This window comes from Variovorax sp. OAS795, from assembly GCF_040546685.1.
GTDB lineage: Bacteria > Pseudomonadota > Gammaproteobacteria > Burkholderiales > Burkholderiaceae_C > Variovorax.
In genome coordinates this window covers 4,242,005-4,262,224 of sequence record NZ_JBEPOH010000001.1, presented here as the reverse complement: position 1 = coordinate 4,262,224, position 20,220 = coordinate 4,242,005, and the positions used below count along the sequence as shown (strand labels likewise).

Annotated in this window: 15 protein-coding genes; 2 read left to right on the top strand and 13 right to left on the bottom strand. The window is 68.3% G+C overall.

Annotated elements, in window-relative coordinates; genetic code table 11:
* Nucleotide 1 precedes the first annotated feature (1 nt).
* The 8 genes from ABID97_RS20625 to nirB form a co-directional block, all read right to left on the bottom strand.
* On the bottom strand, nucleotides 2-1,270 hold the full coding sequence (locus ABID97_RS20625; RefSeq protein ID WP_354400400.1) for an ABC transporter substrate-binding protein: 1,269 nt from the start codon (nucleotides 1,268-1,270) through the stop codon (nucleotides 2-4).
* Nucleotides 1,267-2,370 carry an ABC transporter ATP-binding protein gene (locus ABID97_RS20620; protein WP_354400399.1) on the bottom strand — a complete coding sequence of 368 codons (1,104 nt, stop codon included), beginning with the start codon at nucleotides 2,368-2,370 and terminating at the stop codon, nucleotides 1,267-1,269. The genes ABID97_RS20625 and ABID97_RS20620 overlap by 4 nt, the downstream gene beginning before the upstream one ends.
* 102 nt (nucleotides 2,371-2,472) lie before the next feature.
* On the bottom strand, nucleotides 2,473-3,285 hold the full coding sequence (gene cobA / locus ABID97_RS20615) for a uroporphyrinogen-III C-methyltransferase (protein ID WP_354400398.1): 813 nt from the start codon (nucleotides 3,283-3,285) through the stop codon (nucleotides 2,473-2,475).
* Nucleotides 3,282-4,187: a DNA-binding protein YbiB gene (ybiB, locus tag ABID97_RS20610; RefSeq protein WP_354400396.1), complete on the bottom strand. Its 906-nt coding sequence runs from the start codon at nucleotides 4,185-4,187 to the stop codon at nucleotides 3,282-3,284. Before ybiB ends, cobA begins: the two co-directional genes overlap by 4 nt.
* 47 nt (nucleotides 4,188-4,234) lie before the next feature.
* Nucleotides 4,235-7,030 carry a nitrate reductase gene (locus tag ABID97_RS20605; RefSeq protein ID WP_354400395.1) on the bottom strand — a complete coding sequence of 932 codons (2,796 nt, stop codon included), beginning with the start codon at nucleotides 7,028-7,030 and terminating at the stop codon, nucleotides 4,235-4,237.
* Between the two features lie 22 nt (nucleotides 7,031-7,052).
* The gene (nirD, locus tag ABID97_RS20600) at nucleotides 7,053-7,478 is read right to left on the bottom strand and encodes a nitrite reductase small subunit NirD (protein ID WP_354400394.1); all 426 of its coding nucleotides are present in this window, start codon (nucleotides 7,476-7,478) and stop codon (nucleotides 7,053-7,055) included.
* A gap of 9 nt (nucleotides 7,479-7,487) precedes the next feature.
* Nucleotides 7,488-8,267: a type IV pili methyl-accepting chemotaxis transducer N-terminal domain-containing protein gene (locus tag ABID97_RS20595; protein WP_354400392.1), complete on the bottom strand. Its 780-nt coding sequence runs from the start codon at nucleotides 8,265-8,267 to the stop codon at nucleotides 7,488-7,490.
* Nucleotides 8,268-8,288: 21 nt separating this feature from the next.
* Complete coding sequence (gene nirB / locus ABID97_RS20590; RefSeq protein WP_354400391.1) at nucleotides 8,289-10,733, bottom strand: nitrite reductase large subunit NirB; 2,445 nt, start codon at nucleotides 10,731-10,733, stop codon at nucleotides 8,289-8,291.
* Nucleotides 10,734-10,808: 75 nt separating this feature from the next.
* Between nirB and ABID97_RS20585 the strand changes: the two genes are divergently transcribed.
* Nucleotides 10,809-12,509, top strand: a complete 1,701-nt coding sequence (locus tag ABID97_RS20585; RefSeq protein ID WP_354400389.1) for a bifunctional protein-serine/threonine kinase/phosphatase — start codon at nucleotides 10,809-10,811, stop codon at nucleotides 12,507-12,509.
* 17 nt (nucleotides 12,510-12,526) lie between these two features.
* On the opposite strand, the gene ABID97_RS20580 is transcribed toward ABID97_RS20585, so the two are convergent.
* Complete coding sequence (locus ABID97_RS20580; protein ID WP_354400387.1) at nucleotides 12,527-13,795, bottom strand: MFS transporter; 1,269 nt, start codon at nucleotides 13,793-13,795, stop codon at nucleotides 12,527-12,529.
* Nucleotides 13,796-14,055: 260 nt separating this feature from the next.
* On the opposite strand from ABID97_RS20580, the gene ABID97_RS20575 reads away from it, so the two are divergent.
* Nucleotides 14,056-15,345 carry a type IV pili methyl-accepting chemotaxis transducer N-terminal domain-containing protein gene (locus ABID97_RS20575; protein WP_354400386.1) on the top strand — a complete coding sequence of 430 codons (1,290 nt, stop codon included), beginning with the start codon at nucleotides 14,056-14,058 and terminating at the stop codon, nucleotides 15,343-15,345.
* Nucleotides 15,346-15,486: 141 nt separating this feature from the next.
* Here the strand turns inward: ABID97_RS20575 and ABID97_RS20570 are convergent, their stop codons facing one another.
* The 4 genes from ABID97_RS20570 to ABID97_RS20555 form a co-directional block, all read right to left on the bottom strand.
* A complete protein-coding gene (locus ABID97_RS20570) occupies nucleotides 15,487-16,296 on the bottom strand; it encodes an ABC transporter ATP-binding protein (protein WP_354400385.1) in 810 nt (269 codons plus the stop codon).
* Nucleotides 16,297-16,351: 55 nt separating this feature from the next.
* A complete protein-coding gene (gene ntrB, locus ABID97_RS20565) occupies nucleotides 16,352-17,284 on the bottom strand; it encodes a nitrate ABC transporter permease (protein ID WP_354400383.1) in 933 nt (310 codons plus the stop codon).
* Nucleotides 17,285-17,297: 13 nt separating this feature from the next.
* The gene (locus ABID97_RS20560) at nucleotides 17,298-18,542 is read right to left on the bottom strand and encodes a CmpA/NrtA family ABC transporter substrate-binding protein (protein ID WP_354400382.1); all 1,245 of its coding nucleotides are present in this window, start codon (nucleotides 18,540-18,542) and stop codon (nucleotides 17,298-17,300) included.
* Between the two features lie 343 nt (nucleotides 18,543-18,885).
* A complete protein-coding gene (locus ABID97_RS20555; protein WP_354400380.1) occupies nucleotides 18,886-20,166 on the bottom strand; it encodes a nitrate- and nitrite sensing domain-containing protein in 1,281 nt (426 codons plus the stop codon).
* Nucleotides 20,167-20,220 lie beyond the last annotated feature (54 nt).

Below are 20,220 nucleotides of genomic sequence, written 5' to 3'. Positions count from 1 at the left end.
GTCAGGCCGCGACGAACTCGTTCCATTTTTTCACCATGTACTCGTTCTCGTCCATCACCGCGTTCCAGCACGCGATGCCGCCCATGCGCTGCTCGTAGCTGCCGCCGTCGCGCACCGCACCCGCCTTGGCCAGCAGGTCGCCGTTCGGGCTCTTGATGTCCTGCGACGCGGCCTTGCCTTCCATCCAGTAGGCCCACTCGTAGGCTTCCATCTTGGCCTTGGCCGTGTCGAGCACCGCGCTGTAGTAGCCCTGGCGGTTCAGGTAGGCGCCGGCCCAGCCGTCGAGGAACCAGTTGATGAATGCATAGGCGCCGTCGAGCTTCCTGCCCGACAGCGTGGCCGGCAGGCCGAAGCCCGCGGCCCAGGCGCGATAGCCTTCCTTCAGGGGCTGGAAGTTGCAGGCAATGCCCTTGGTGCGCACGGCCGTCACGGCGGGCGACCACATCGACTGGATCACCACCTCGCCCGAGGCCATCAGGTTGACCGACTCGTTGAAGTCCTTCCACAGCGCGCGGAACTGCCCGGCCTTCTTGGCTTCGATCAGGGTCTTGATCGTCAGGTCGATCTCGGCCTTGGTCATGTTGCCCTTGTCCTTGTACTTGTGGATGCCCTTGGCCTCCACCACCATCGCGGCGTCCATGATGCCGATCGAGGGAATGTTCAGGATCGCGGTCTTGCCCTTGAACTCGGGATTGAGCAGTTCCGCCCACGATTCGATGGGCCGCTTGATCAGGTCGGGCCGGATGCCCAGCGTGTCGGCGTTGTAGACCGTGGGAATGAGCGACATGAACTGCGTCGGCGCCGTCGCGAACTTCTTGCTCTTCTCGCCCTCGAGGTAGATCACCTTCTTGGGCGCGGTGCCCTGGTCGCCCACGGCATTGCCGCCGACTTCGCCCTTGGTGAAGAGGGTGGTGATCTTGTCGGCGTTCTTGATCTTCTTGGTGTCGATGCCCTTGAGGTTGCCGGTGGGCACGATCTTCTTGAGCGAGAAGAACTCGGTGTCGATCAGGTCGAAGCTGTTGGGCGCGGTCACGGCGCGCTTGGTCACGTCGTCGGTGGTCACGGCCACGTACTGGATCTCGATGCCGGTGTCGGCCTTGAACTTCTCGGCAATCGCCTTGTCCTGGTTCACCGCCGTGCCGAGGTAGCGCAGCACGATTTTTTCCTGCGCATGCACGAAGGGTGCGATGCCGGTGGCCAGGATGCCGGCCGTGCCTTGCAGCAGGGTGCGGCGCTGGATGCCGGTGGACGAGTCGATGGGGTCGGTCATGGTGAAAGAGCCTCCGTATGGAAAGTGGCGGGTGAGGGAGCGGGGATTGGGTGAGGCGGCGGCGCCTGCGGAGGCGCGGCGAGCGCGCGCGCATCGGCTTCGGCCCATGCCAGGCGGACCGTCTCGCCCTGTGCATAGGGGCTCGCGAGGAAGGCGGCTTCGCCCATCAGGACCGAGACGTTCCGGCGGCCGGGCGGCGCCGCTTCCAGCGCCAGCCCGAGCAGCACGTAGGTGCCCTGGTACTCGACGTCGGTCACCGCCGCGGCCAGCCCGTGGGAAGCTGCGCCTTCGGACGCCGGCGCGATCCGCATGTGGTCGTTGCGCACGGCGATCGGGCCCGCAGCGGTGTCGAACACGTTGTGCCCGCCCATGAAGCGCGCCACGAACTCGTTGGCTGGATGGTTGTAGATCTGGTGCGGCGAACCGACCTGCTCGATCACACCGTGGTTCATCACCACCATGGTGTCGGCCAGCGCCATCGCTTCTTCCTGCGAGTGCGTGACGTGCACGAAGGTCAGCCCGAGCTCCTTCTGCCAGCGGCGCAGCTCGGCACGCATCTGGATGCGCAAGAAGGGGTCGAGTGCCGACAGCGGCTCGTCGAGCAGCAGCACGCGCGGCTCGGTGATGAGTGCGCGCGCCAGCGCCACGCGCTGCTGCTGGCCGCCGGAGAGTTCACCGGGCTTGCGCTCGGCCAGGTGGCCCATGGCCACGCGCTCCAGCAGGTCGCGCGCACGCTTCTGGCGCTCGGCCTTGCCGACGCCTTTCATCTTGAGGCTGAAGGCGACGTTGTCGGTGGCCGAGAGGTGCGGGAACAGCGCGAAGCTCTGGAACATCATCGCCGTGCCGCGTTGGGCCGCGGGCAGGTCGGTGATGTTGCGGTTGTCCAGCAGGATGTCGCCGCTGGTGACCGACTCGTGGCCCGCGATCATGCGCAGCGTGGTGCTCTTGCCGCAGCCCGAGGGGCCGAGCAGGCAGCAGTAGCTGCCGCTCGCAATGCGCAGGTCGATGCGGTCGACGGCGGCCGGCGTGCCGGCGGCATAGCGCTTGCTCAGGGCGACGATCTCGACGGCGGCGGGCGGAAGCGCGGCGACGGCGTTCATGAAGGGGCGCCGGGCGCGGGAAACGATCGGAAAACGGGCATGCTGGCGTTAAGCACGCTCCATGCCACGGCAATGCCGCGGCGTTCGCTTTCCCCGGGCGGCTCAGGTGCCGAAGCGGCCGGCGTCCGTGCCCGCCGGCAGCGCCGCCGCGGCCAGCCCGCGCAGCACGTCGCCCACCACGATCACCGCGGGGCTCGCGAGCCCTGCCTCGGCGATGCCGGCCTGGAGCCGGTCGAGCGTGGTCGCGATGTGCCGCTGCTGCGGCAGGCTCGCATGCTGCACCACGGCCACCGGCGTGTCGCCCGGCAAGCCTTGCAGCAGTTCGCGTTCGATGTGGCTCGCGCCCGCCACGCCCATGTAGATGACGAGCGTGAGCCGCGCGTTGTGCGCCGTCGCGGCCAGGGCGCGCCAGTCGGTGGCGTCTTCGTGCGCGCCGGCGCCGGTCCTGGCGTGGCCGGTGACGAACACCACGCCCTGGGCATGGTCGCGATGCGTGAGCGGCACGCCGAGCGAGGTCACGGCCGCAAGGCCGGCCGTGATGCCGTTGACCACGGTGCATTCGATGCCCGCTTCGCGCAGGTGCTCGACCTCTTCGCCGCCGCGGCCGAAGATGAACGGGTCGCCGCCCTTGAGGCGGACCACGGTTTCGCCTTCGCGCGCCGCGGTGATCATGAGCCGCTCGATGAAGGCCTGCGGCGTGCTCTTGCAGCCGCCGCGCTTGCCCACGTGGACGATGCGCGCGCCGGGCCGCGCATAGGCGGCCAGGATGCTGTCGCTCACGAGGTCGTCCACCAGCAGCACGGTGGCGGCCTGGATCGCCTTGACGGCCTTGATGGTCAGCAGTTCGGGGTCGCCGGGGCCGGCGCCCACCAATGTGCAGCTTCCGGTGGCCAATGAAGCGGTCGGTCTGTTCATGCGTGGGATGCCAGTTGCGTGATGTGCCTGACCTGGGTGGCGATGGCTTCGGGCACGGGAAGCTCGCCGTTCAATACGCGCCGTGTGTACGCGGCCGTGGTCGCTATGTCGATCTCTTTGGGCAGGCCCGGCACTTCGCTCGACGTGCCGGCGGCCTGGGCCTGCAGTTCGCTTCGAACGCCACGCACGAAGCCGTCGATCTGCGCGGTGCGGCGCGGGTCGGACACCACCTCGCCCTCGAGGCCGCGCGAGAGCAGGGCAGTCATGCCCATGAGTTCGAAGGTCTCGCCCATGGTGCGCGCGTACTCCGGATGCGTGTAGCTTGCCACGACGACGCTGGGTCCGGCGCTCGGCTGCATCAGCTTGACCACGCTGTGGCCGGGGTTGCGCAGGCCCACCACGCGGCGCACGTCCAGCAGCCGCTTGAGCGCGGGGTTGAGCAGTTCGGTCGGTGCAAAACCCACCTGGCCGGACGGAATCTGCCGAATCGCCGTGAGCATGGGGACGTCCAGCGCCTCCAGCACGTTCGAGGCGAGCACGCGCGAAGTCTCGGTGGCGCTGCCGTGCACCAGCACCGGCAGCCCTTCGCGCGCGAGCAGCAGCGCCAGCAGCGGCGTGAGCACCGGCAGCTTGCGCGCGCCGTTGTAGCTCGGCAGCACGACCAGCGGGCGGTCGGCGGCGGGCAGGCGGTCCAGGCGCGCGTGCGTGGCGTCGAGGAAGCCGGCCATCTCTTCCGGCGTTTCGCCCTTGACGCGCATCGCGAGGCAGAAGCCCCCGATCTCCAGGTCGGTGACGGTGCCGTCCAGCACCTGGCCGAACAGGTCGGCGGCCTGTTCGCGCGTCAGCGGCTTGGCGCCTCGCGCGCCGCGGCCGATTTCCTTGATGTATTGGCTGATTCCCATGGGTGCACGGATTGTCCCGCAATGCTTATGCCCGAAAGCAAGGCGGCTTATGCACCCTCCACCACGGTTTCGGCCGGGGTCGCCCGCACCATGCGCTTGAGCTCCGGCAGGCAGGAGCCGCAGTTCGTGCCGCATTTGAGCGCGCCCTGCAGGGAAGCCAGCCGTTCCTCGGGCGAGCCGGTGCAGCGGCCCAGCTCGGCCCGGATCGCCAGGTCGGTCACGTTGAAGCAGGTGCACACCGGCTGGCCGCGCGATTGCACCGCCACGGGCGCGCGGGCGCCGGGCGAGAGCAGCAGCCGGCCGTAGGTCTGCGCCGGGATTTCCTCCCGCAGCAGGGTACCGATCCAGGCTTCGGCGCTGGTGTCGCCCCCCAGGAGGAAGGCTTCCAGGCCGGCGTTGCCGTCGGTGCGCCGCACCAGCCGCGCGACGCGGCGCTGGCCGCGCCGGCGGTCGGCATAGCGCAGGGCATCGCTGCCGACCAGGCCCAGCAAGCCTTCGATGCGGTCGATGAGCGCGTCCGCCGGTGCGTCGTGCGCCGCAGCGCGAAACAGGATGCCGCTGCGCTCCTCGCCCGGCGTATTGCCCGAGAACGGGACGCAGGTCGCAAACGGGAAGGTCGCCATCAGGGGCTTGAGCGCCTGGTGCGCGGCCAGCGCGGTCTCGGGCGGCAGCCAGGCCATGGCGAGCAGCGACCACGGCAGTTCGGCCTTAAGGATCTTGACGGGCGTGTGCTTGAGCTCGGGTTGCTTCGAGGTGGGGCAGTAGGCCGGGGAGGTCAGGGCGTTGATGCCCGCCAGCGGCGTGCCGGTGGACGAGCAGCCGCTCAGGTATTCCTCGCCCCAGTGCATGGCGACGAAAGCCTGGCTCAGCCCGATCTCGGCGCTCGCGCGCGCGGGCAGCAGGATCGAGCCGCGCTTGGAGGTGAGATGCACCAGGTCGCCCTCGGCCAGCTGGCGCCGCGCCATGTCCTGCGCGTTCATCTGCACCACGGGCTCGGCGACGTGGCCGAACAGGCGGCCGACCGTGCCCGTGCGGCTCATGCCGTGCCACTGGTCGCGCAGGCGGCCGGTGTTGAGCGAGAACGGATAGCGTGCCTCGCGCGCCTCGGCCACCGGCTTGTAGACCGTGTCGGCGAAACGCGCGCGGCCGTCCGGCGTCGGGAAGATGCCGTCTTCGTAGAGGCGCGCACGGCCCGTGGCTTCGCCTTCCTTCAACGGCCATTGCTGCGGGCCCGCGGTGTCGAGCATCGCGTAGCTCATGCCGGTGATGTCGAGGTCGCGCCCACGCGTGGATTCGCGGTGTTCGTTCCACACGCGCTCGGCGCTGTCATAGGGAAACAGCGTGGCCGTGCGGCCGAGCCGCTGCTCGAGCCGGCGCGCAAAATCCACGGCAATCGACCAGTCGTGGCGCGCCTCGCCGGGCGCCGGCACCGCGGGGCGCACGCGCGAGATGCGGCGCTCGCTGTTGGTCACGGTGCCTTCCTTTTCGCCCCAGGTGGTGGCGGGCAGCAAGAGGTCGGCAAAGGCGCAGGTCGAGGTGGTCGAGAAAGCTTCCTGCACCACGACGAACTCGGCGCGCTCCAGGGCGCGGCGCACCGTCGCCTGGTCGGGCATCGACTGGGCCGGGTTGGTGCAGGCGATCCAAAGGGCGCGGATCTCGCCGTCGGCAGCGGCCTGGAACATTTCCACCGCGGTCTTGCCGGGCTTCTCGGGCACGGAGGGCAGGTTCCACAGCGCCGCCACTTCGGCGCGGTGCGCGGGGTTGGCCAGGTCGCGGTGCGCGCTCAGCAGGTTGGCCAGGCCACCCACTTCGCGCCCGCCCATGGCATTGGGTTGGCCGGTGAGCGAGAACGGGCCCGCACCGGGCTTGCCGATCTGGCCGGTCGCCAGGTGCAGGTTGATCAGCGCCGCGTTCTTGGCGGTGCCACTGGACGACTGGTTGAGGCCCTGGCAGTAGAGGCTCAGCGTGGCCGGCGAAGTGGCGAACATGCGCGCTGCGGCAAGCAGGTCGTCCTTCGAGATGCCGCAGATCTGCGCCACCTTGTCAGGCGTGCATTCACGCACCGTGGCCTTCAGCGCATCGAAGCCGCTGGTGTGGGCCGCGATGTAGCCGTTGTCGGTCCAGCCTTCCCACAGCATCAGGTGCAGCATGCCGTTGAACAGCATGACGTCGGTGCCGGGCTGGATCGGCAGGAACAGGTCGGCGATCTCGACCGTGTCGGTGCGGCGCGGATCGGCCACGATGATCTTCATGCCGGGATTCGCGGCCTTCGCATCCTCGATGCGGCGGAACAGGATCGGGTGCGCCCAGGCGGCGTTGCTGCCCACGATGAAAAGGCACTCGGCGTGCTTCAGGTCGTCGTAGCAGGCCGGCGGCGCGTCGGCGCCCAGCGTCTGCTTGTAGCCGGCCACGGCGCTGCTCATGCACAGCCGTGAGTTGGTGTCGATGTTGTTGGTGCCGATCAGTCCCTTGGCCAGCTTGTTGAAGACGTAGTAGTCCTCGGTGAGCAGCTGGCCCGAGACGTAGAAGCCCACGGCGTCGGGGCCGTGGTCGCGGATGACCTGTTCGAACTTGTCGACGGCGCCGCCGAGCGCGGCGTCCCAGCCGATGGGCGTCGGCTCGGCGCCGCGCGATGCGCGCTGCATGGGCTGCAGCAGCCGCGTCTGGCGCGTGACCGTGGCCGTGGCCGTGAGGTGCAGCGTCGAGCCCTTGGTGCAGAGGCGCCCGAAGTTGGCCGGGTGGTCGGGGTCGCCGCGCACGCCGGTGATCTGTGCGCCGTCGGATTCGATAATCACACCGCAGCCCACGCCGCAGTAGGGGCAGGTGGAGCGAGTTTCTTCCATGGGTCGTGCCTTGGTTGTGCGCCTAGCTGCCGTGCGGCGCCTGCACGTCGAAGCTCTCGTCGCCGAGCTTGCCCGCCGTGGCGGCACCAGGGCCGGCGCGCGGCGGCGCCAGGTCGATGGCGTGCGTCTTCAGTTCGAGCACGTTCATCATGACCTGCCCGTCTTCGACCTTCACCGCGAACCTGGGCGTGCATCCTTCGTCCGGCGACTTGGCGCAGCCGTCGTCCAGCCCGATGGCCCAGTTGTGCAGCGGGCACGCCACGCTGGTGCCGAACACGATGCCCTGCGAGAGTGGACCGCCCTTGTGCGGGCAGCGGTCGAGCAGCGCGAACACCTGGTTCTCGGAATTGCGGAACACCGCCACGTCCACGCCCACCGGGCGCGCCACGCGGCGGGCGCCCAGCACGGGAATGTCGTCGATGCGACAGATGGTTTTCCATTCACTCATGATGGGTCTCTAGCTTTTGAGGTCGGAATACAGGCCGGTCACGCGATCCATGATGGCCAGCAGGTTCTCGCTGGTCACGAACACGTCCGACATGAGGGCGGGCGAGGTGCCGGCGCCTTCGAGGCGCTGCAGCCCGCGGTTGAAGAACATCCATTGCGCATCGGCCAGCACCAGCTCCTGGCGGATCTGCGTGGTGGCTTCGGGCGCATTGCGCAGGGTGTCCAGGGCGGTCAGAAATTCGGCGCGTGACTTGGCGATCTCGGCCGTGCTGCCGGCCGCGTCGATCTGCATCGCGCCGGCCAGGTAGAACTTGGCCATCCGCTGCGACAGCATGCGCTGTCGGCCCGCGATGTTGACCAGCTTGCCCACCGGCTTGCCCGAGGCGGCTTCGTACTGCAGGGTGCCCTGGTTCGCGAGCGCGAGCACGGCGGCATCGAGCTTGACGATCCGCGCGGCCTCTTGCTTGCCCGGCGCGGGCCCGGTGAGCTCGCGCTTGAAGCCGAGCCAGGCGCCGTCGAGTGCGTCGTAGGTCGTGCGGATCGCGGGGCTCGGCGCAAAGGCCTTGAGCTCGGCCAGCTGCTTGTCGAACAGCGCAATCGACTTGTCCAGCACCTGCTGCGCATTGCGCGTTTCCACCTGCTGAGCCAGCGCGAGATAGGCCTTGCTCGCGCGCTGCGACAGCATGCGCTGGCGGCCCGCCTTGTTGATGGCGTCGTTGAGGTCGGCCACCTGCGCGCGTGCGCCCATCGCGGCCAGCGCGGACGAAGCAATGAAGAGTCTTCTTTTCAATTGATTTCCTGCGCTTTGCGCTTAAACCGCGAGCGGCGTGAACTGCCGCACATCCACCGATGCCTGGCTCGAGGCGAACCACGGATCGGGCTCCCCGTCCAGCGCGAACTGCAGCCGCTCCCACAGTTGCTTGCGGCCTTCCGTGTCTTCGAGGATCTTCTTCTTCACGTAGTCCAGCCCGACCCGCCCGATGTAGTGCACCGTGCGCTCCAGGTACCAGCCTTCCTCGCGGTACAGCTGCAGGAACGCGCCCGAGTACTCCATCACTTCCTGGGCCGTCTTCACCTTCACCAGGAACTGCGCCACCTCCGTCTTGATGCCGCCGTTGCCCCCCACATACAGCTCCCAGCCCGAATCCACCCCGATCACGCCCACGTCCTTGATTCCCGCCTCGGCGCAGTTGCGCGGGCAGCCCGATACCGCCAGCTTGACCTTGTGCGGCGAATACATCGCCCACAGCGCCCGCTCCAGGTCCTTGCCCATCTGGGTGGAGTCCTGGGTGCCGAAGCGGCACCACTCGCTGCCCACGCAGGTCTTCACCGTGCGCAGGCTCTTGGCATACGCAAAGCCCGAGGGCATGCCGATGTCCTTCCACACGCCCTCCAGGTCTTCCTTCTTCACCCCCAGCAGGTCGATGCGCTGGCCGCCCGTGACCTTCACCGTCGGGATCTGGTACTTGTCGGCCGCATCCGCGATGCGCCGCAGCTCGTCGGGCGTGGTGTGGCCGCCCCACATGCGCGGGATCACCGAGTAGGTGCCGTCCTTCTGGATGTTGGCGTGGCTGCGCTCGTTGATGAAGCGGCTCTGCGGATCGTCCCGGGCCTCCTTGGGCCAGGTGCTGATCAGGTAGTAGTTGACCGCCGGGCGGCAGGTCGCGCAGCCGTCGGGCGTGCGCCAGCCCAGGTTGCGGTAGACCTCGTCATGGGTGAGGTAGTGTTCCTTCCGGATGGCCTCGCGCACCTCCTGGTGGTTCGCGTCGGTGCAGCCGCACACGGCCTTCTTCTTGGGCGTGGCCGAGTAGTCGCCGCCGGCGGTGAACATCAGGATCTGCTCCACGAGACCCGTGCAGGAGCCGCAGCTGGCGCTGGCCTTGGTGTGCTTCTTGACCTCGTCCAGCGTGAACAGGCCCTTTTCCTTGATCGCCTTGCAGATGGTGCCCTTGGTCACGCCGTTGCAGCCGCACACCTCGGCCTCGTCGGGCATGCTGGCGGCCTTGCTGTGGCCCTCGTGGCCGGTGTCGCCGATGTTGGATTCGCCGAACATCAGCTTGTCGCGGATGTCGTGCACGCTGCGCCCGTCGCGCAGGAGCTTGAAGTACCAGCTGCCGTCCACCGTGTCGCCGTACAGGCACGCGCCCACCAGCTTGTCGTCCTTGATCACGAGTTTCTTGTAGACCCCGCCGAAGGGGTCGCTCATGACGATCTCCTCGGTGCCTTCGCCGCCCATGAACTCGCCGGCCGAGAAGAGGTCGATGCCCGTGACCTTGAGCTTGGTGGAGGTGAGCGAGCCCAGGTAGCGCCCGATGCCGAACTGGGCCAGGTGGTTGGCCGCGACCTTGGCCTGCTCGAAGAGAGGGGCCACCAGCCCGTAGGCGATGCCGCGGTGGGCCGCGCATTCGCCCACCGAGTAGATGCGCGCATCGGTCACGGTCTGCAGGGTGTCGGTGACCACGATGCCGCGGTGGCAGTGCAGGCGCATCTTCTCGGCCAGCTCGGTGTTGGGCCGGATGCCCACGGCCATGACGACCAGGTCGGCGGCCACTTCGGTGCCGTCCTTGAAGCGGATGGCGGACACGCGGCCCTGGTCGTTGCCCACCAGCTCCTGGGTCTGGGCGCCGATAAGGAACTTCAGGCCGCGGTCTTCGAGCGACTTCTGCAGCAGCTTGCCGGCCACGTCGTCGAGCTGGCGTTCCATGAGCCAGGGCATGACGTGCACCACGGTGACGTTCATGCCGCGCAGCATCAGGCCGTTGGCCGCCTCCAGACCCAGGAGACCCCCGCCGATGACGACCGCGTTCTTGTGGGTGCGCGCGGTCTCGATCATGTAGTCGGTGTCGGCGATGTCGCGGTAGGCGATGACGCCCTTCAGGTCCTTGCCGGGCACGGGGAGCATGAAGGGGTTGGAGCCGGTGCACATGAGGAGGCGGTCGTAGGCGGCCTCGGTGACGCCGCCCTGGGCATCCACGGCGCGCACGATGCGCTTGACGCGGTCGACCTCGACCACCTTCTTGCCGGCGTGCAGGGTGATGTGGTTCTCGGCGTACCACTCCCAGCTGTTGAGCACGATCTCGTCCACGGTCTGCTCGCCGGCGAGCACGGGCGACAGGAGGATGCGGTTGTAGTTGGGGTGCGGCTCGGCACCGAAGACGGTGATGTCGTACATGTCCGGGGCGAGCTTCAACAGCTCCTCCAGCGTGCGCACGCCGGCCATGCCGTTGCCGACCATCACGAGCTTGAGTTTGTGCATGGGGTGGGGCCTTTCGGGGAATCAGCGGGTTCGAATCGGGCAATGGGAAGCACGCGGCGCGTGGAGAATCGCGCCATGAGCTTTGAAGTGGACATCGGCTACAGCAGCCAGCGCGGACCGCGCGACGTGAACGAAGACTTCGCGGGCGCCGTGAACGCGCCGCCCGGCGACGAGTCGCGCGGGCTCATCGCGGCCATTGCCGACGGCGTGTCCACCGGCGGCCGCGGGCTGGAGGCCTCGCAGACCACGGTGATGGGTCTCCTGGCCGACTACTTCGCCACGCCCGACACCTGGGAGCCGACCGCCGCGCTCGACCGCCTGGTCGCCGCGCAGAACGCCTGGCTCGCCGACCACAACCGGCGCCGGCAGGGCGGGGGCACGGCGCTCACCACCTTGACGGCGCTGGTGCTGCATGGCCAGAGCTACACGCTGGCGCATGTGGGCGACACGCGCGCATGGCGCGTTCGCACCGACGGCGAGCCCGCCATGCTGCTGACGCAGGACCATGCCTTCGAGCATCCCGACATGCGCAGCCGTTTGACGCGCGCCATCGGCCTGGACGACCAGGTGCGCGTCGACTACGCCCAGGGCGACGTGCGCGTGGGCGACTGCTTCGTGCTCACGTCCGATGGCGTGCACGGCGTGCTCAAGCCGCAGCGCCTGGCCGAGCTCGCCTTGCAGGGCGGCGCCGAGGATGCGAGCGAGGCGCTGGTGCGGGCGGCGCTCGAGGCCGGCACGCGCGACAACGCCACTGCGCTGGTCATTCGCGTGGTCGGCCTGGATGCGCGGCAGCTCGACGACGAGCTCGGCGACGGACGCCGCCTGGCACCACCACCGCTGCTGAAAGTGGGCGATGCGCTCGACGGCTACGTCGTCACCGGGCTGGTGGCCGACACCGGCGTGCACCTGCTGTACCAGGCGCGCAATGCGGCCACGCGCGAGCTGGTGGCGCTCAAGACCCTGCACCCTTCGCGCGCCAGCGACCCGCAGGAGCGCGCCATGCTTGCTCACGAGGCCTGGCTCGGCCAGCGCGTGGGCAGCGGCGGGTTCGTGCGCGTGCACGAGCGGGCCGAAAACGCCAGCGCGCTCTACATCGTGTTCGACTGGCACGGCGGACGCACGCTGGAGCAGATGCGCAAGTCCGGCGCGCGCGGCACCGTGGCCGAGGTGGTCGGGGCGGCCATCGAGGTGACCAAGGCGCTGGGCAGGCTGCACCGCCACGGCGTGGTGCATCGGGACATCAAGCCCGGCAACCTGCACCTGGGCGAGGATGGGCGCTGGCGCATCCTCGACCTTGGCGTGGCGCTCTCCGGACGCGAGGGCGCGGCCCAGCGCGAGCTGCATGCCGGCACGCCCAGCTACATCAATCCGGAGCAATGGGAGGGCGCCCATGCCGACCCCGGCAGCGACCTGTTCGCGCTCGGCGCCACGCTGTACCAGTGGCTCTGCGGGCACCTGCCCTACGGCGAGATCGAGCCCTACCAGGTGGCGCGCTACCGGCGCGATCCCGTCGCGCTCTCGCGCCTGCGGCCCGACGTGCCCGTGTGGCTCGACCACCTGGTGCGCAAGGCGGTGGCGCGGGATCCGAAGGAGCGCTTCGAAACCGCCGAGGAGATGCTGCTCGCGCTGGAGCGCGGCGCTTCCCGCCCCGTGAGCGCGCCCGCCGCCACGCCGCTGATCCGCCGCGACCCGGCCGCGCTCTACAAGATCGCGCTGGCCGTGTCGCTGCTGTTCAACGCACTGCTCGTGGTGTGGCTCCTGTTCCTGCCACGCTGACGACGGGCGGGAGAAGGTCATGGGCGTGCCGCTTTCCGTGGCGCAACGTACTTCTTCGCTGCGGCGGGCTGGGGCGAGCTGCGCGCACGGCCGCCTTTTTCGGCCCAGGTGCGGGTCCAGCGGATCTGCATGACGCGCATCACGCCCAGCATCACGAGCGAGAGCGCACCGAAGAACACGAAGCCCCAGACATAGCTTCCCAGGTACTGCTTCGACAGACCCATGGCATTGGGCACCAGGCCGCCGCCCAGCGCGCCGATCTCGCCGATCATCGAGCCGGCCACCGCGGTGCTCGTGGGCCAGCGCAGCGGCACCAGCTGGAACAGCGCGCCGTTGCCTGCGCCCAGCGCGGCAAAGCACAGGATCAGGAGCAGCGTGGTAAGTGCCAGCGAGGACGACGAGATGCCCACCAGCACCAGCCCGACAGCCACCGCCAGCAGCACCACCGTGAGGGTGTTGACGCCGCCCCAGCGGTCGGAGATCCAGCCGCCCACGATGCGCACCGCCGCGCCCATGAAGGCGGCCAGCATCGTGAGCTGTCCGGCCTGCACCTTGCTCACGCCGAACTGGTCGTAGTAGTAGGAGGGCAGGAAGGTGATGAGGCCGATGAAGCCGCCGAAGGTCACGCCGTAGATCAGGCTGAACACCCAGCCGTCTTTTTCGAACAGGCAGGCGATGTGCTCGCGGAAGCTCGCGTGGCTGTCCACGTCCGGCGGCTCCTTGGCGAAGACGATCATCACGGCCATCGGCACCAGGATGGCGGCCGCGGCCACGCCGTACACCGCCTGCCAGCCGAGCCACTGCGCGAGCGGCGGCGCCACCAGCACCGACACCGCGGTGCCCACGTTGCCGGCGCCCACCAGGCCCATGGCCAGGCCCTTGTGCTGCGGCGGAAACCAGCCCGAGCCCAGCGACAGCGCCACGCCGAAGCTCGCACCCGCGATGCCCAGCAGCACGCCCATGGCCAGCAGGTCGTTGAAGCTCTTCACGAAGAAGAAGCCGAACAGCATGGCGACCGCGATCAGGGCCATCTCGACCAGCGTGGCGTTCTTGCGGCCGATGTACTGCGACAGGATACCGAGCGGAAAGCGCATCAGCGCGCCCGCGATGATCGGCACCGACAGCATCAGGCCCTTCTGCGCGGGCGAGAGGTCGAAGGTCTCGCCGATGAAGGGCGCCATGGCGCCGTTCAGCACCCAGATGCAGCAGGAGAACGAGAAGTACAGGAAGGCCGAGAACAGCGTCGGGCCGTGGCCTGATTGCAAGAAGGTCCTGAAACTGGACATGGCGTTCAATCGTGCGAAATGCCGCGGCGCGGCTTTTCGAGGGCCGTGTCGACGGACGGGGTTGGGGCGGAGTGCCGGCAGCGGACGCTGTCGGCGTGGGGGTGCTTTCCGGCAGGGGCAATGCCGGTAGGAATGCAGGAACCTGCAGCTTCACCAAAGCGGTGCTTCGTTACACCGCACCCTGATCGATGCAAGAGGCGTGCCTGCGAAAGCGGGCGCGTGTGGCCTATGCTTGCCGTGCCTTCAACCGCTTTGCCAAGATGTCCCTTCTCGTCGTCCTGCCCAATGAATTCGCCGAAGCCGCGCCGCTGCCGGAGCCGTTGCAGCGCGCGCTGCCGGGTGCCGATGCCTCCGCCTGCGAACGGGCCACCTGCCACACGCTGGTGCAGCGCACGGGTGCGCTTGCACCGCAACCGGTGCTGGCCTTCGTGCCCATGCCGGCGCACCAGCTGCAGCCGCTGCTCGATGCGCTGAAGGCATGGAACGGCGCCCCGCCGTGTGCGCTGGGTCTCGTGAGCGCGCCGCTCGACGGTGGGCAGCACGAATCTCTTGTGGCGCTCGGTGTGCACGCGTGGGCGCCGCTCGACACATTCGACGCCGCCGCGCTGGCGGCCCTGACGGCCAGGGCCGAGGCCCGCTGGCAGCGCGAAGCGGCGCTGCGCACCGAACTCGAGGGCCTGCGCACGCGCATGGACGAGCGCAAGTGGGTCGATCGCGCCAAGGGCCTGTTGATGTCGTCGCGCGGCATCGGCGAGGACGAAGCCTTCGGCCTGCTGCGCGGCGCCGCCATGCATGCCAACCTGCGTCTCGGCGAGGTCTCTCGCTCGGTCATCGAGGCCGCGCAATGGGCCGATGCGATCAACCGCGCCGGCCAGTTGCGCATGCTCTCGCAGCGGCTGGTGCGCGTGGCGGCGCAACTGCTGGCCGGCATCGACGTGCAGCGCGCGCGCGTCCTGCGCACGCAATCGACCGAGCGTGTGCAGCAGAACCTGGATCACCTGGCCGCCCTCGACCTGGACGCGGCCGGCACGAAGGCGCTGGGCGAGGTGCGGGTGGCCTGGGAGGAACTGGCCCCCTTGCTCGCTGCGCGCCCCGCGCCGCAAGGGCTCGCCGACATCGATGCGCGTGGCGAGGCCTTGCTGATGGCGGCCGAGGCCATGACGGACGCGCTGGAAGCTTCGGGCGCGCGGCGCGCACTGCGCATCGTGAACATCTGCGGACGGCAGCGCATGCGTGCGCAGCGCCTCGCGAAAGACGCTTTGCTTGCATCGACCATTTCGGCCGAGGCTTCGCGCTGCCGGCTGCTGCCGACCATGAACGAGTTCGAGGCCGCACTGGGCGAGCTGGAGCGCGCGCCCCTCAGCTCACCCGAGATCCGCGCCGCGCTGGCAGCCGCGCGCGACGAATGGCTGCGCCTGGTGGGCGGCGTGCAGGCCCTCGACAGCCCCGAAGGCCGCGCGACGCTGGTGCGCTCCAGCGAGGCGCTGGTGGACAGCTTCGAGCGCCTCACCGCCTGGTACGAGCACAGCTTGCAGGTCATCATGTCCTGAACTTGGCTCACCCCCAGTCTGCGCGCACTTCGTGTCGCTTCGCCAACCCCCTCACCGGGGGCAACACCAGCGGCCCGGCGAAGCCGGTTCCGCGGTGTTTCACGAAGGGGAGACATCGCGTCTTCCGCCTTGCGCGCCCGGTCAGGCCGCAACCTTCTCCACGTGCGCCTGGCGCGTGTAGAGAAAATCGATCACGGCCTTGCGGGCGTGCACGTAGACGGGATCCTCGGCCAGTTCGACGCGGTTGCGCGGACGGGCGATGTCGACCTTGAGCACTTCGCCGATGGTGGCGGCGGGACCGTTGGTGAGCATCACGATGCGGTCGCTCAGGAGCACCGCTTCGTCCACGTCGTGCGTGACCATCACGACCGTGCTGTGCGTCTTCTGCACGATGGCGAGCAGCTCGTCCTGCAGCTTGGCGCGCGTGAGCGCATCGAGGGCGCCGAAGGGTTCGTCCATCAGCAGCACCTTGGGTTCCATCGACAGTGCACGCGCAATGCCCACGCGCTGCTTCATGCCGCCCGAGATCTCGCCGGGGCGCTTCTGCGCGGCCGGCGTGAGGCCCACCAACGCGAGCGCCGCATCGGTGCGTGCGCGCAGCTGTGCCTTGTTCTCGGTCGCGGCAAAGACGCGCTCCACCGCGAGGTACACGTTCTCGAAGCAGGTGAGCCAGGGCAGCAGCGAGTGGTTCTGGAACACTACTGCGCGCTCCGGACCGGGGCCCTTGATTTCCTTGTTGGCGCACAGCAGCACGCCTTCGGTCGGCGTGGTCAGGCCGGCGATGAGGTTCAACAGCGTCGACTTGCCGCAGCCCGAATGGCCGATGAGCGTGACGAACTCGCCCTTGGCGACCTTCAGGTTGACGCCCTGCAGCGCAACGAAGCTGCCCTTGGCGGTCTTGAAGCGCTGCTCGACGTCATGGATCTCGATGTACTTGGAATCGTCATTCATTGGAAACCTCCGCGCAGCAGCGCTGCGGTATTCGCCTTCGGAACGGCCGTGCGGCTCATGATTTCACCTCTTCGAACGTGAACGCGGTTGCGAGCTTGATGAGGGCGAACTCGAGCACCAGGCCGACGATGCCGATGACGAAGATCGCGATGATGATGTTGGCGACGTTGAGGTTGTTCCACTCGTCCCAGACCCAGAAGCCGATGCCGACGCCGCCGGTGAGCATTTCGGCCGCGACGATCACGAGCCACGCGGTGCCCACGGCCAGGCGCACGCCCGTGAGCATGTAGGGCAGCACGGCGGGGAAGAGGATCTTGGTGAAGATCTTCCACTCGCTGAGGTTCAGCACCTTGGCCACGTTCATGTAGTCGCTCGGAACGCGCTGCACGCCCACTGCGGTGTTGATCACCATCGGCCAGATCGAGCAGATGAAGATGGTCCAGATGGCCGCCGGGTTCGCACCCTTGAACACCAAGAGGCCGATGGGCAGCCATGCGAGCGGCGACACCGGGCGCATCAGGCTGATCAGCGGATTGAACATGCGCGAGAGGAACTCGAAGCGCCCGATCGCAAAGCCGGCCGGAATGCCGACGGCCGCCGCGAGCCCGAAGCCCAGCGCCACGCGCTGCAGCGACGAGAGCACGTTCCAGCCCACGCCCTGGTCGTTGGGTCCCTTGCTGTAGAACGGATCGCTGAACACAGTGAGCGCCTGCTGCCAGGTGGCCAGCGGCGACGGGAAGCCGGTGGTGCTTTTCATGGCGACCAGCTCCCAGATCAGCACCAGCAGGCCGAAGCCCGCGAGCGGCGGCAGCACGCGCATCCAGAAGGCGCGCAGGTCGATGGGAGAGCGTGGCTTCTGCACACGTTCCTTTCGGGGGGTGGGCAGGGGAGTTGCCTCTGTGCGGGCTGCACTCTCGCTGCGGCCCTCTGCCGCACGCGGGAGAGGAAGAGAGGCGTCCATCGGCGAATGAAAAACGGCGCTGACCATGGTGTGTTTCTCCTCAGACGTGCAGCTTGAACGAATCGGCGTACTTCTTCGGGTCCTTGCCGTCCCACACGGTGCCGTCGAACAGCTTGCTGCTGCGCATCGGGTCCTTGGGCACGGGGGTCTGGGTGGCGGCGGCGGCCTGCTTGTAGATGTCGATGCGGTTGATCTCGGTGGCCACCTTGAGGTAGTCCGGATGTTCCTTGAGCAGGCCCCAGCGCTTGTGCTGCGTGAGGAACCACATGCCGTCCGACAGGTACGGGAAGCTCACCGCGCCGCCGTTGTAGAACTTCATGTGGTTGGGGTCGTCCCAGCTCTTGCCCATGCCGTTGACGTAGCGGCCCAGGATGCGCTGGTTGATGGCGTCCACGCTGGTGTTGACGTAGCTCTTGTCGGCGATGGTCTCGGCCATCTTGTTCTTGTTCTGCAGCCCCGTGTCGATCCACTTGCCGGCCTCGATGATGGCCGCGGTGACGGCGCGCGCGGTGTTGGGGTACTTCTTGACGAAGTCGCCCGTGGTGCCGAGCACCTTCTCGGGATGGTCCTTCCAGATGTCCTGCGTGGTGATGGCCGTCACGCCGATGCCGTCCATGATCGCGCGCTGGCCCCAAGGCTCGCCGACGCAGTAGCCGTCCATGTTGCCCACGCGCATGTTCGCCACCATCTGCGGAGGCGGCACCGTGATGTTCTTGACGTCCTTGAACGGGTCGATGCCGGCCGAGGCGAGCCAGTAGTAGAGCCACATGGCGTGCGTGCCGGTGGGGAAGGTCTGGGCAAAGGTGTATTCGCGCTTCTCGGTGGCGATGAGCTTGGCGAGCGAGGCGGCGTCCACCGCGCCCTTGTCGGCGAGCTTCTTCGACAGCGTGATGGCCTGGCCGTTGTTGTTGAGGGTCATGAGCACGGCCATGTCCTTCTTGGGACCGCTCAGGCCCAGGTGCATGCCGTAGACCAGGCCATAGAGCACGTGCGCCATGTCCAGGTCGCCGTTGGAGAGCTTGTCGCGCACGCCGGCCCAGCTGGCCTCCTTGCTGGGCACGATCTTCACGCCGTATTTCTTGTCGATGCCGAGCACCGAGGCCATCACCACGCTGGCGCAGTCGGTCAGCGGGATGAAGCCGATCTTCACTTCCTCCTTCTCCGGCTTGTCGGAGCCCTGGGCCCAGACGGCGGCGCGCAGGGCGGGATCGATCCCCACGGCGCCGATGGCGGCGGCTTGCAGTACGCGGCGGCGGCTGAGGCGGGTTTTCAGCAGATCGGTCATGGACGGGCTCCGGTTGAAGAACAACAAAAAAGGAAAAGCGAAAAACAAAAAAGGCGTCCGCACCGCGCAAGGGCCGCTCGAAAACGAGCCCTTGCGGGATGGGGACGCCTTTGTCCGATGTCGGTCGGCAAACACCCGCCGTTGGATGTTTGCCTGCCTGGGACCCAGGGGTCCATGGACTACTTCAGCAAACTGTGTGCCAGCTTTTCGGACCCCTCATTCGCTATCAAAGGGGCAGCAGGAGCCCGGCCTGGGGTTTGTCGTCCGGTTGGTTGGGGCGGAAAGCTGCTTGCGTGCACGATTGTTGTGCGCCGCACCAATTCGTGCGCCCGTGCCCGCTTCTTCAGCGCTGCGGCGTCTCGGCCAGGGGCAGGTAGTCGGCCATGGCGAGCATCGACTCGGCCACGTCGACGAGCCGGCGCTTCTGGTTCATGGCCGTCTGCAGCAGCATCTTGTGGGCCTCTGCCTCGGTCATGCGCCGGTGCGCCATCAGGAGGCCCTTGGCGCGCTCGACCAGCTTGCGCTCGTTGAGCGAGGCGCGCACGGTTTCGAGTTCGTCGCTCATGGCCTGCAGTCGGTGCGATTGCTCCTGGACCATGTCGAGCACCGAGCGCTCCAGGTGCCGGCCGTAGGGCGCGGGCTCCGTCGCCTGGGTGCCGGTGTCGTCGAAGAAGGCCGCGCCTTCGGCTTGCGGCGCCAGCGTGCCCAGCACTTCCTCGTACTGTTGCAACTCGCTGCGCGCCTCGGTGGTCTTGCGCGCGCAGAGCGCGCGCAGGTCGGCGGCCAGGCGGTCCTCGACGGACTTCATGGCGTCGATGCGGCGCGTACAGCTGTCGAACCAGTCCTGGCTCAACCGCGGGTCGGGCACGGCCGCGGAAGCCGCTTGCGCCGAGCTCACGCTGATGCGGCGCATGCGTTCGATCTCCGCCGTCGCAACGTCTGACTGGCCCTGGTGCCAGAGCGCCAGCACGCCGCTGCTCGAAAAATCGATGAAGACCTGGAAGCAGCGCTCCTGCAGCTCGATGAGATGCAGCCATTGCTGGCGCTGCGCCTCGTCGCGCCGGCCCACGGCCAGCGAGGCGGCGCCGAACGCGCGCTCCTGGCCCGCGAACTCCTTGCCCTGCATGAAATTGAACATCGCGACCAGGAGGCGCGAGATCTCGGGATCGGTGGCGCCATCGGCCGCCTCGAACACCACGGCCAGCAAGCCTGCGACGAGCTTCGCGAAAGCGGCCGTGGCCTGCGCGGGCGTCAGTTCGAGCGCGCCGACGCGGCCGCGCAAGGCCGGCAGCCCATCGAGCCCCGGCAGCACCCAGGCGATGCGGCTGAAGAGGCGGGCGCTGTTGCCCGCGGTGGTGCCCGGGCGCGCCTCGGTCTCGAGCTGGTCGAACCCCGCGCGCACCGCCTGTTCGAGCGCCTGGCATTCGGCGATCTGCGGATCGCGCTGGCCGGCGAAGCGGACGCCGCGCGAGGCCAGGAACACGTTGGACATGCCGCGTTCCCGCTGGAGCGCATGCACCAGGCGTGCGATCAGGACCACCAGGTCGCTGGTGCGCGCGAGCTGGTCCAGCTCGTCGATTTCGCACTTTCGGGCGGCGATCAGATAACTCAGTCCGGATTTCATTGTCGGAGTGCAGGTGCAACATTCGTGCCGTGGGCAGCGAATCGGGGCGAGCCA

What these genes read in the sequence shown, in the direction of transcription:
- ABID97_RS20625 (WP_354400400.1), bottom strand. Translation starts at nt 1,270, where the DNA reads ATGACCGACCCCATCGACTCGTCCACCGGCATCCAGCGCCGCACCCTG.
- ABID97_RS20620 (WP_354400399.1), bottom strand. Translation starts at nt 2,370, where the DNA reads ATGAACGCCGTCGCCGCGCTTCCGCCCGCCGCCGTCGAGATCGTCGCC.
- cobA (WP_354400398.1), bottom strand. Translation starts at nt 3,285, where the DNA reads ATGAACAGACCGACCGCTTCATTGGCCACCGGAAGCTGCACATTGGTG.
- ybiB (WP_354400396.1), bottom strand. Translation starts at nt 4,187, where the DNA reads ATGGGAATCAGCCAATACATCAAGGAAATCGGCCGCGGCGCGCGAGGC.
- ABID97_RS20605 (WP_354400395.1), bottom strand. Translation starts at nt 7,030, where the DNA reads ATGGAAGAAACTCGCTCCACCTGCCCCTACTGCGGCGTGGGCTGCGGT.
- nirD (WP_354400394.1), bottom strand. Translation starts at nt 7,478, where the DNA reads ATGAGTGAATGGAAAACCATCTGTCGCATCGACGACATTCCCGTGCTG.
- nirB (WP_354400391.1), bottom strand. Translation starts at nt 10,733, where the DNA reads ATGCACAAACTCAAGCTCGTGATGGTCGGCAACGGCATGGCCGGCGTG.
- ABID97_RS20585 (WP_354400389.1), top strand. Translation starts at nt 10,809, where the DNA reads ATGAGCTTTGAAGTGGACATCGGCTACAGCAGCCAGCGCGGACCGCGC.
- ABID97_RS20580 (WP_354400387.1), bottom strand. Translation starts at nt 13,795, where the DNA reads ATGTCCAGTTTCAGGACCTTCTTGCAATCAGGCCACGGCCCGACGCTG.
- ABID97_RS20575 (WP_354400386.1), top strand. Translation starts at nt 14,056, where the DNA reads ATGTCCCTTCTCGTCGTCCTGCCCAATGAATTCGCCGAAGCCGCGCCG.
- ABID97_RS20570 (WP_354400385.1), bottom strand. Translation starts at nt 16,296, where the DNA reads ATGAATGACGATTCCAAGTACATCGAGATCCATGACGTCGAGCAGCGC.
- ntrB (WP_354400383.1), bottom strand. Translation starts at nt 17,284, where the DNA reads ATGGTCAGCGCCGTTTTTCATTCGCCGATGGACGCCTCTCTTCCTCTC.
- ABID97_RS20560 (WP_354400382.1), bottom strand. Translation starts at nt 18,542, where the DNA reads ATGACCGATCTGCTGAAAACCCGCCTCAGCCGCCGCCGCGTACTGCAA.
- ABID97_RS20555 (WP_354400380.1), bottom strand. Translation starts at nt 20,166, where the DNA reads ATGAAATCCGGACTGAGTTATCTGATCGCCGCCCGAAAGTGCGAAATC.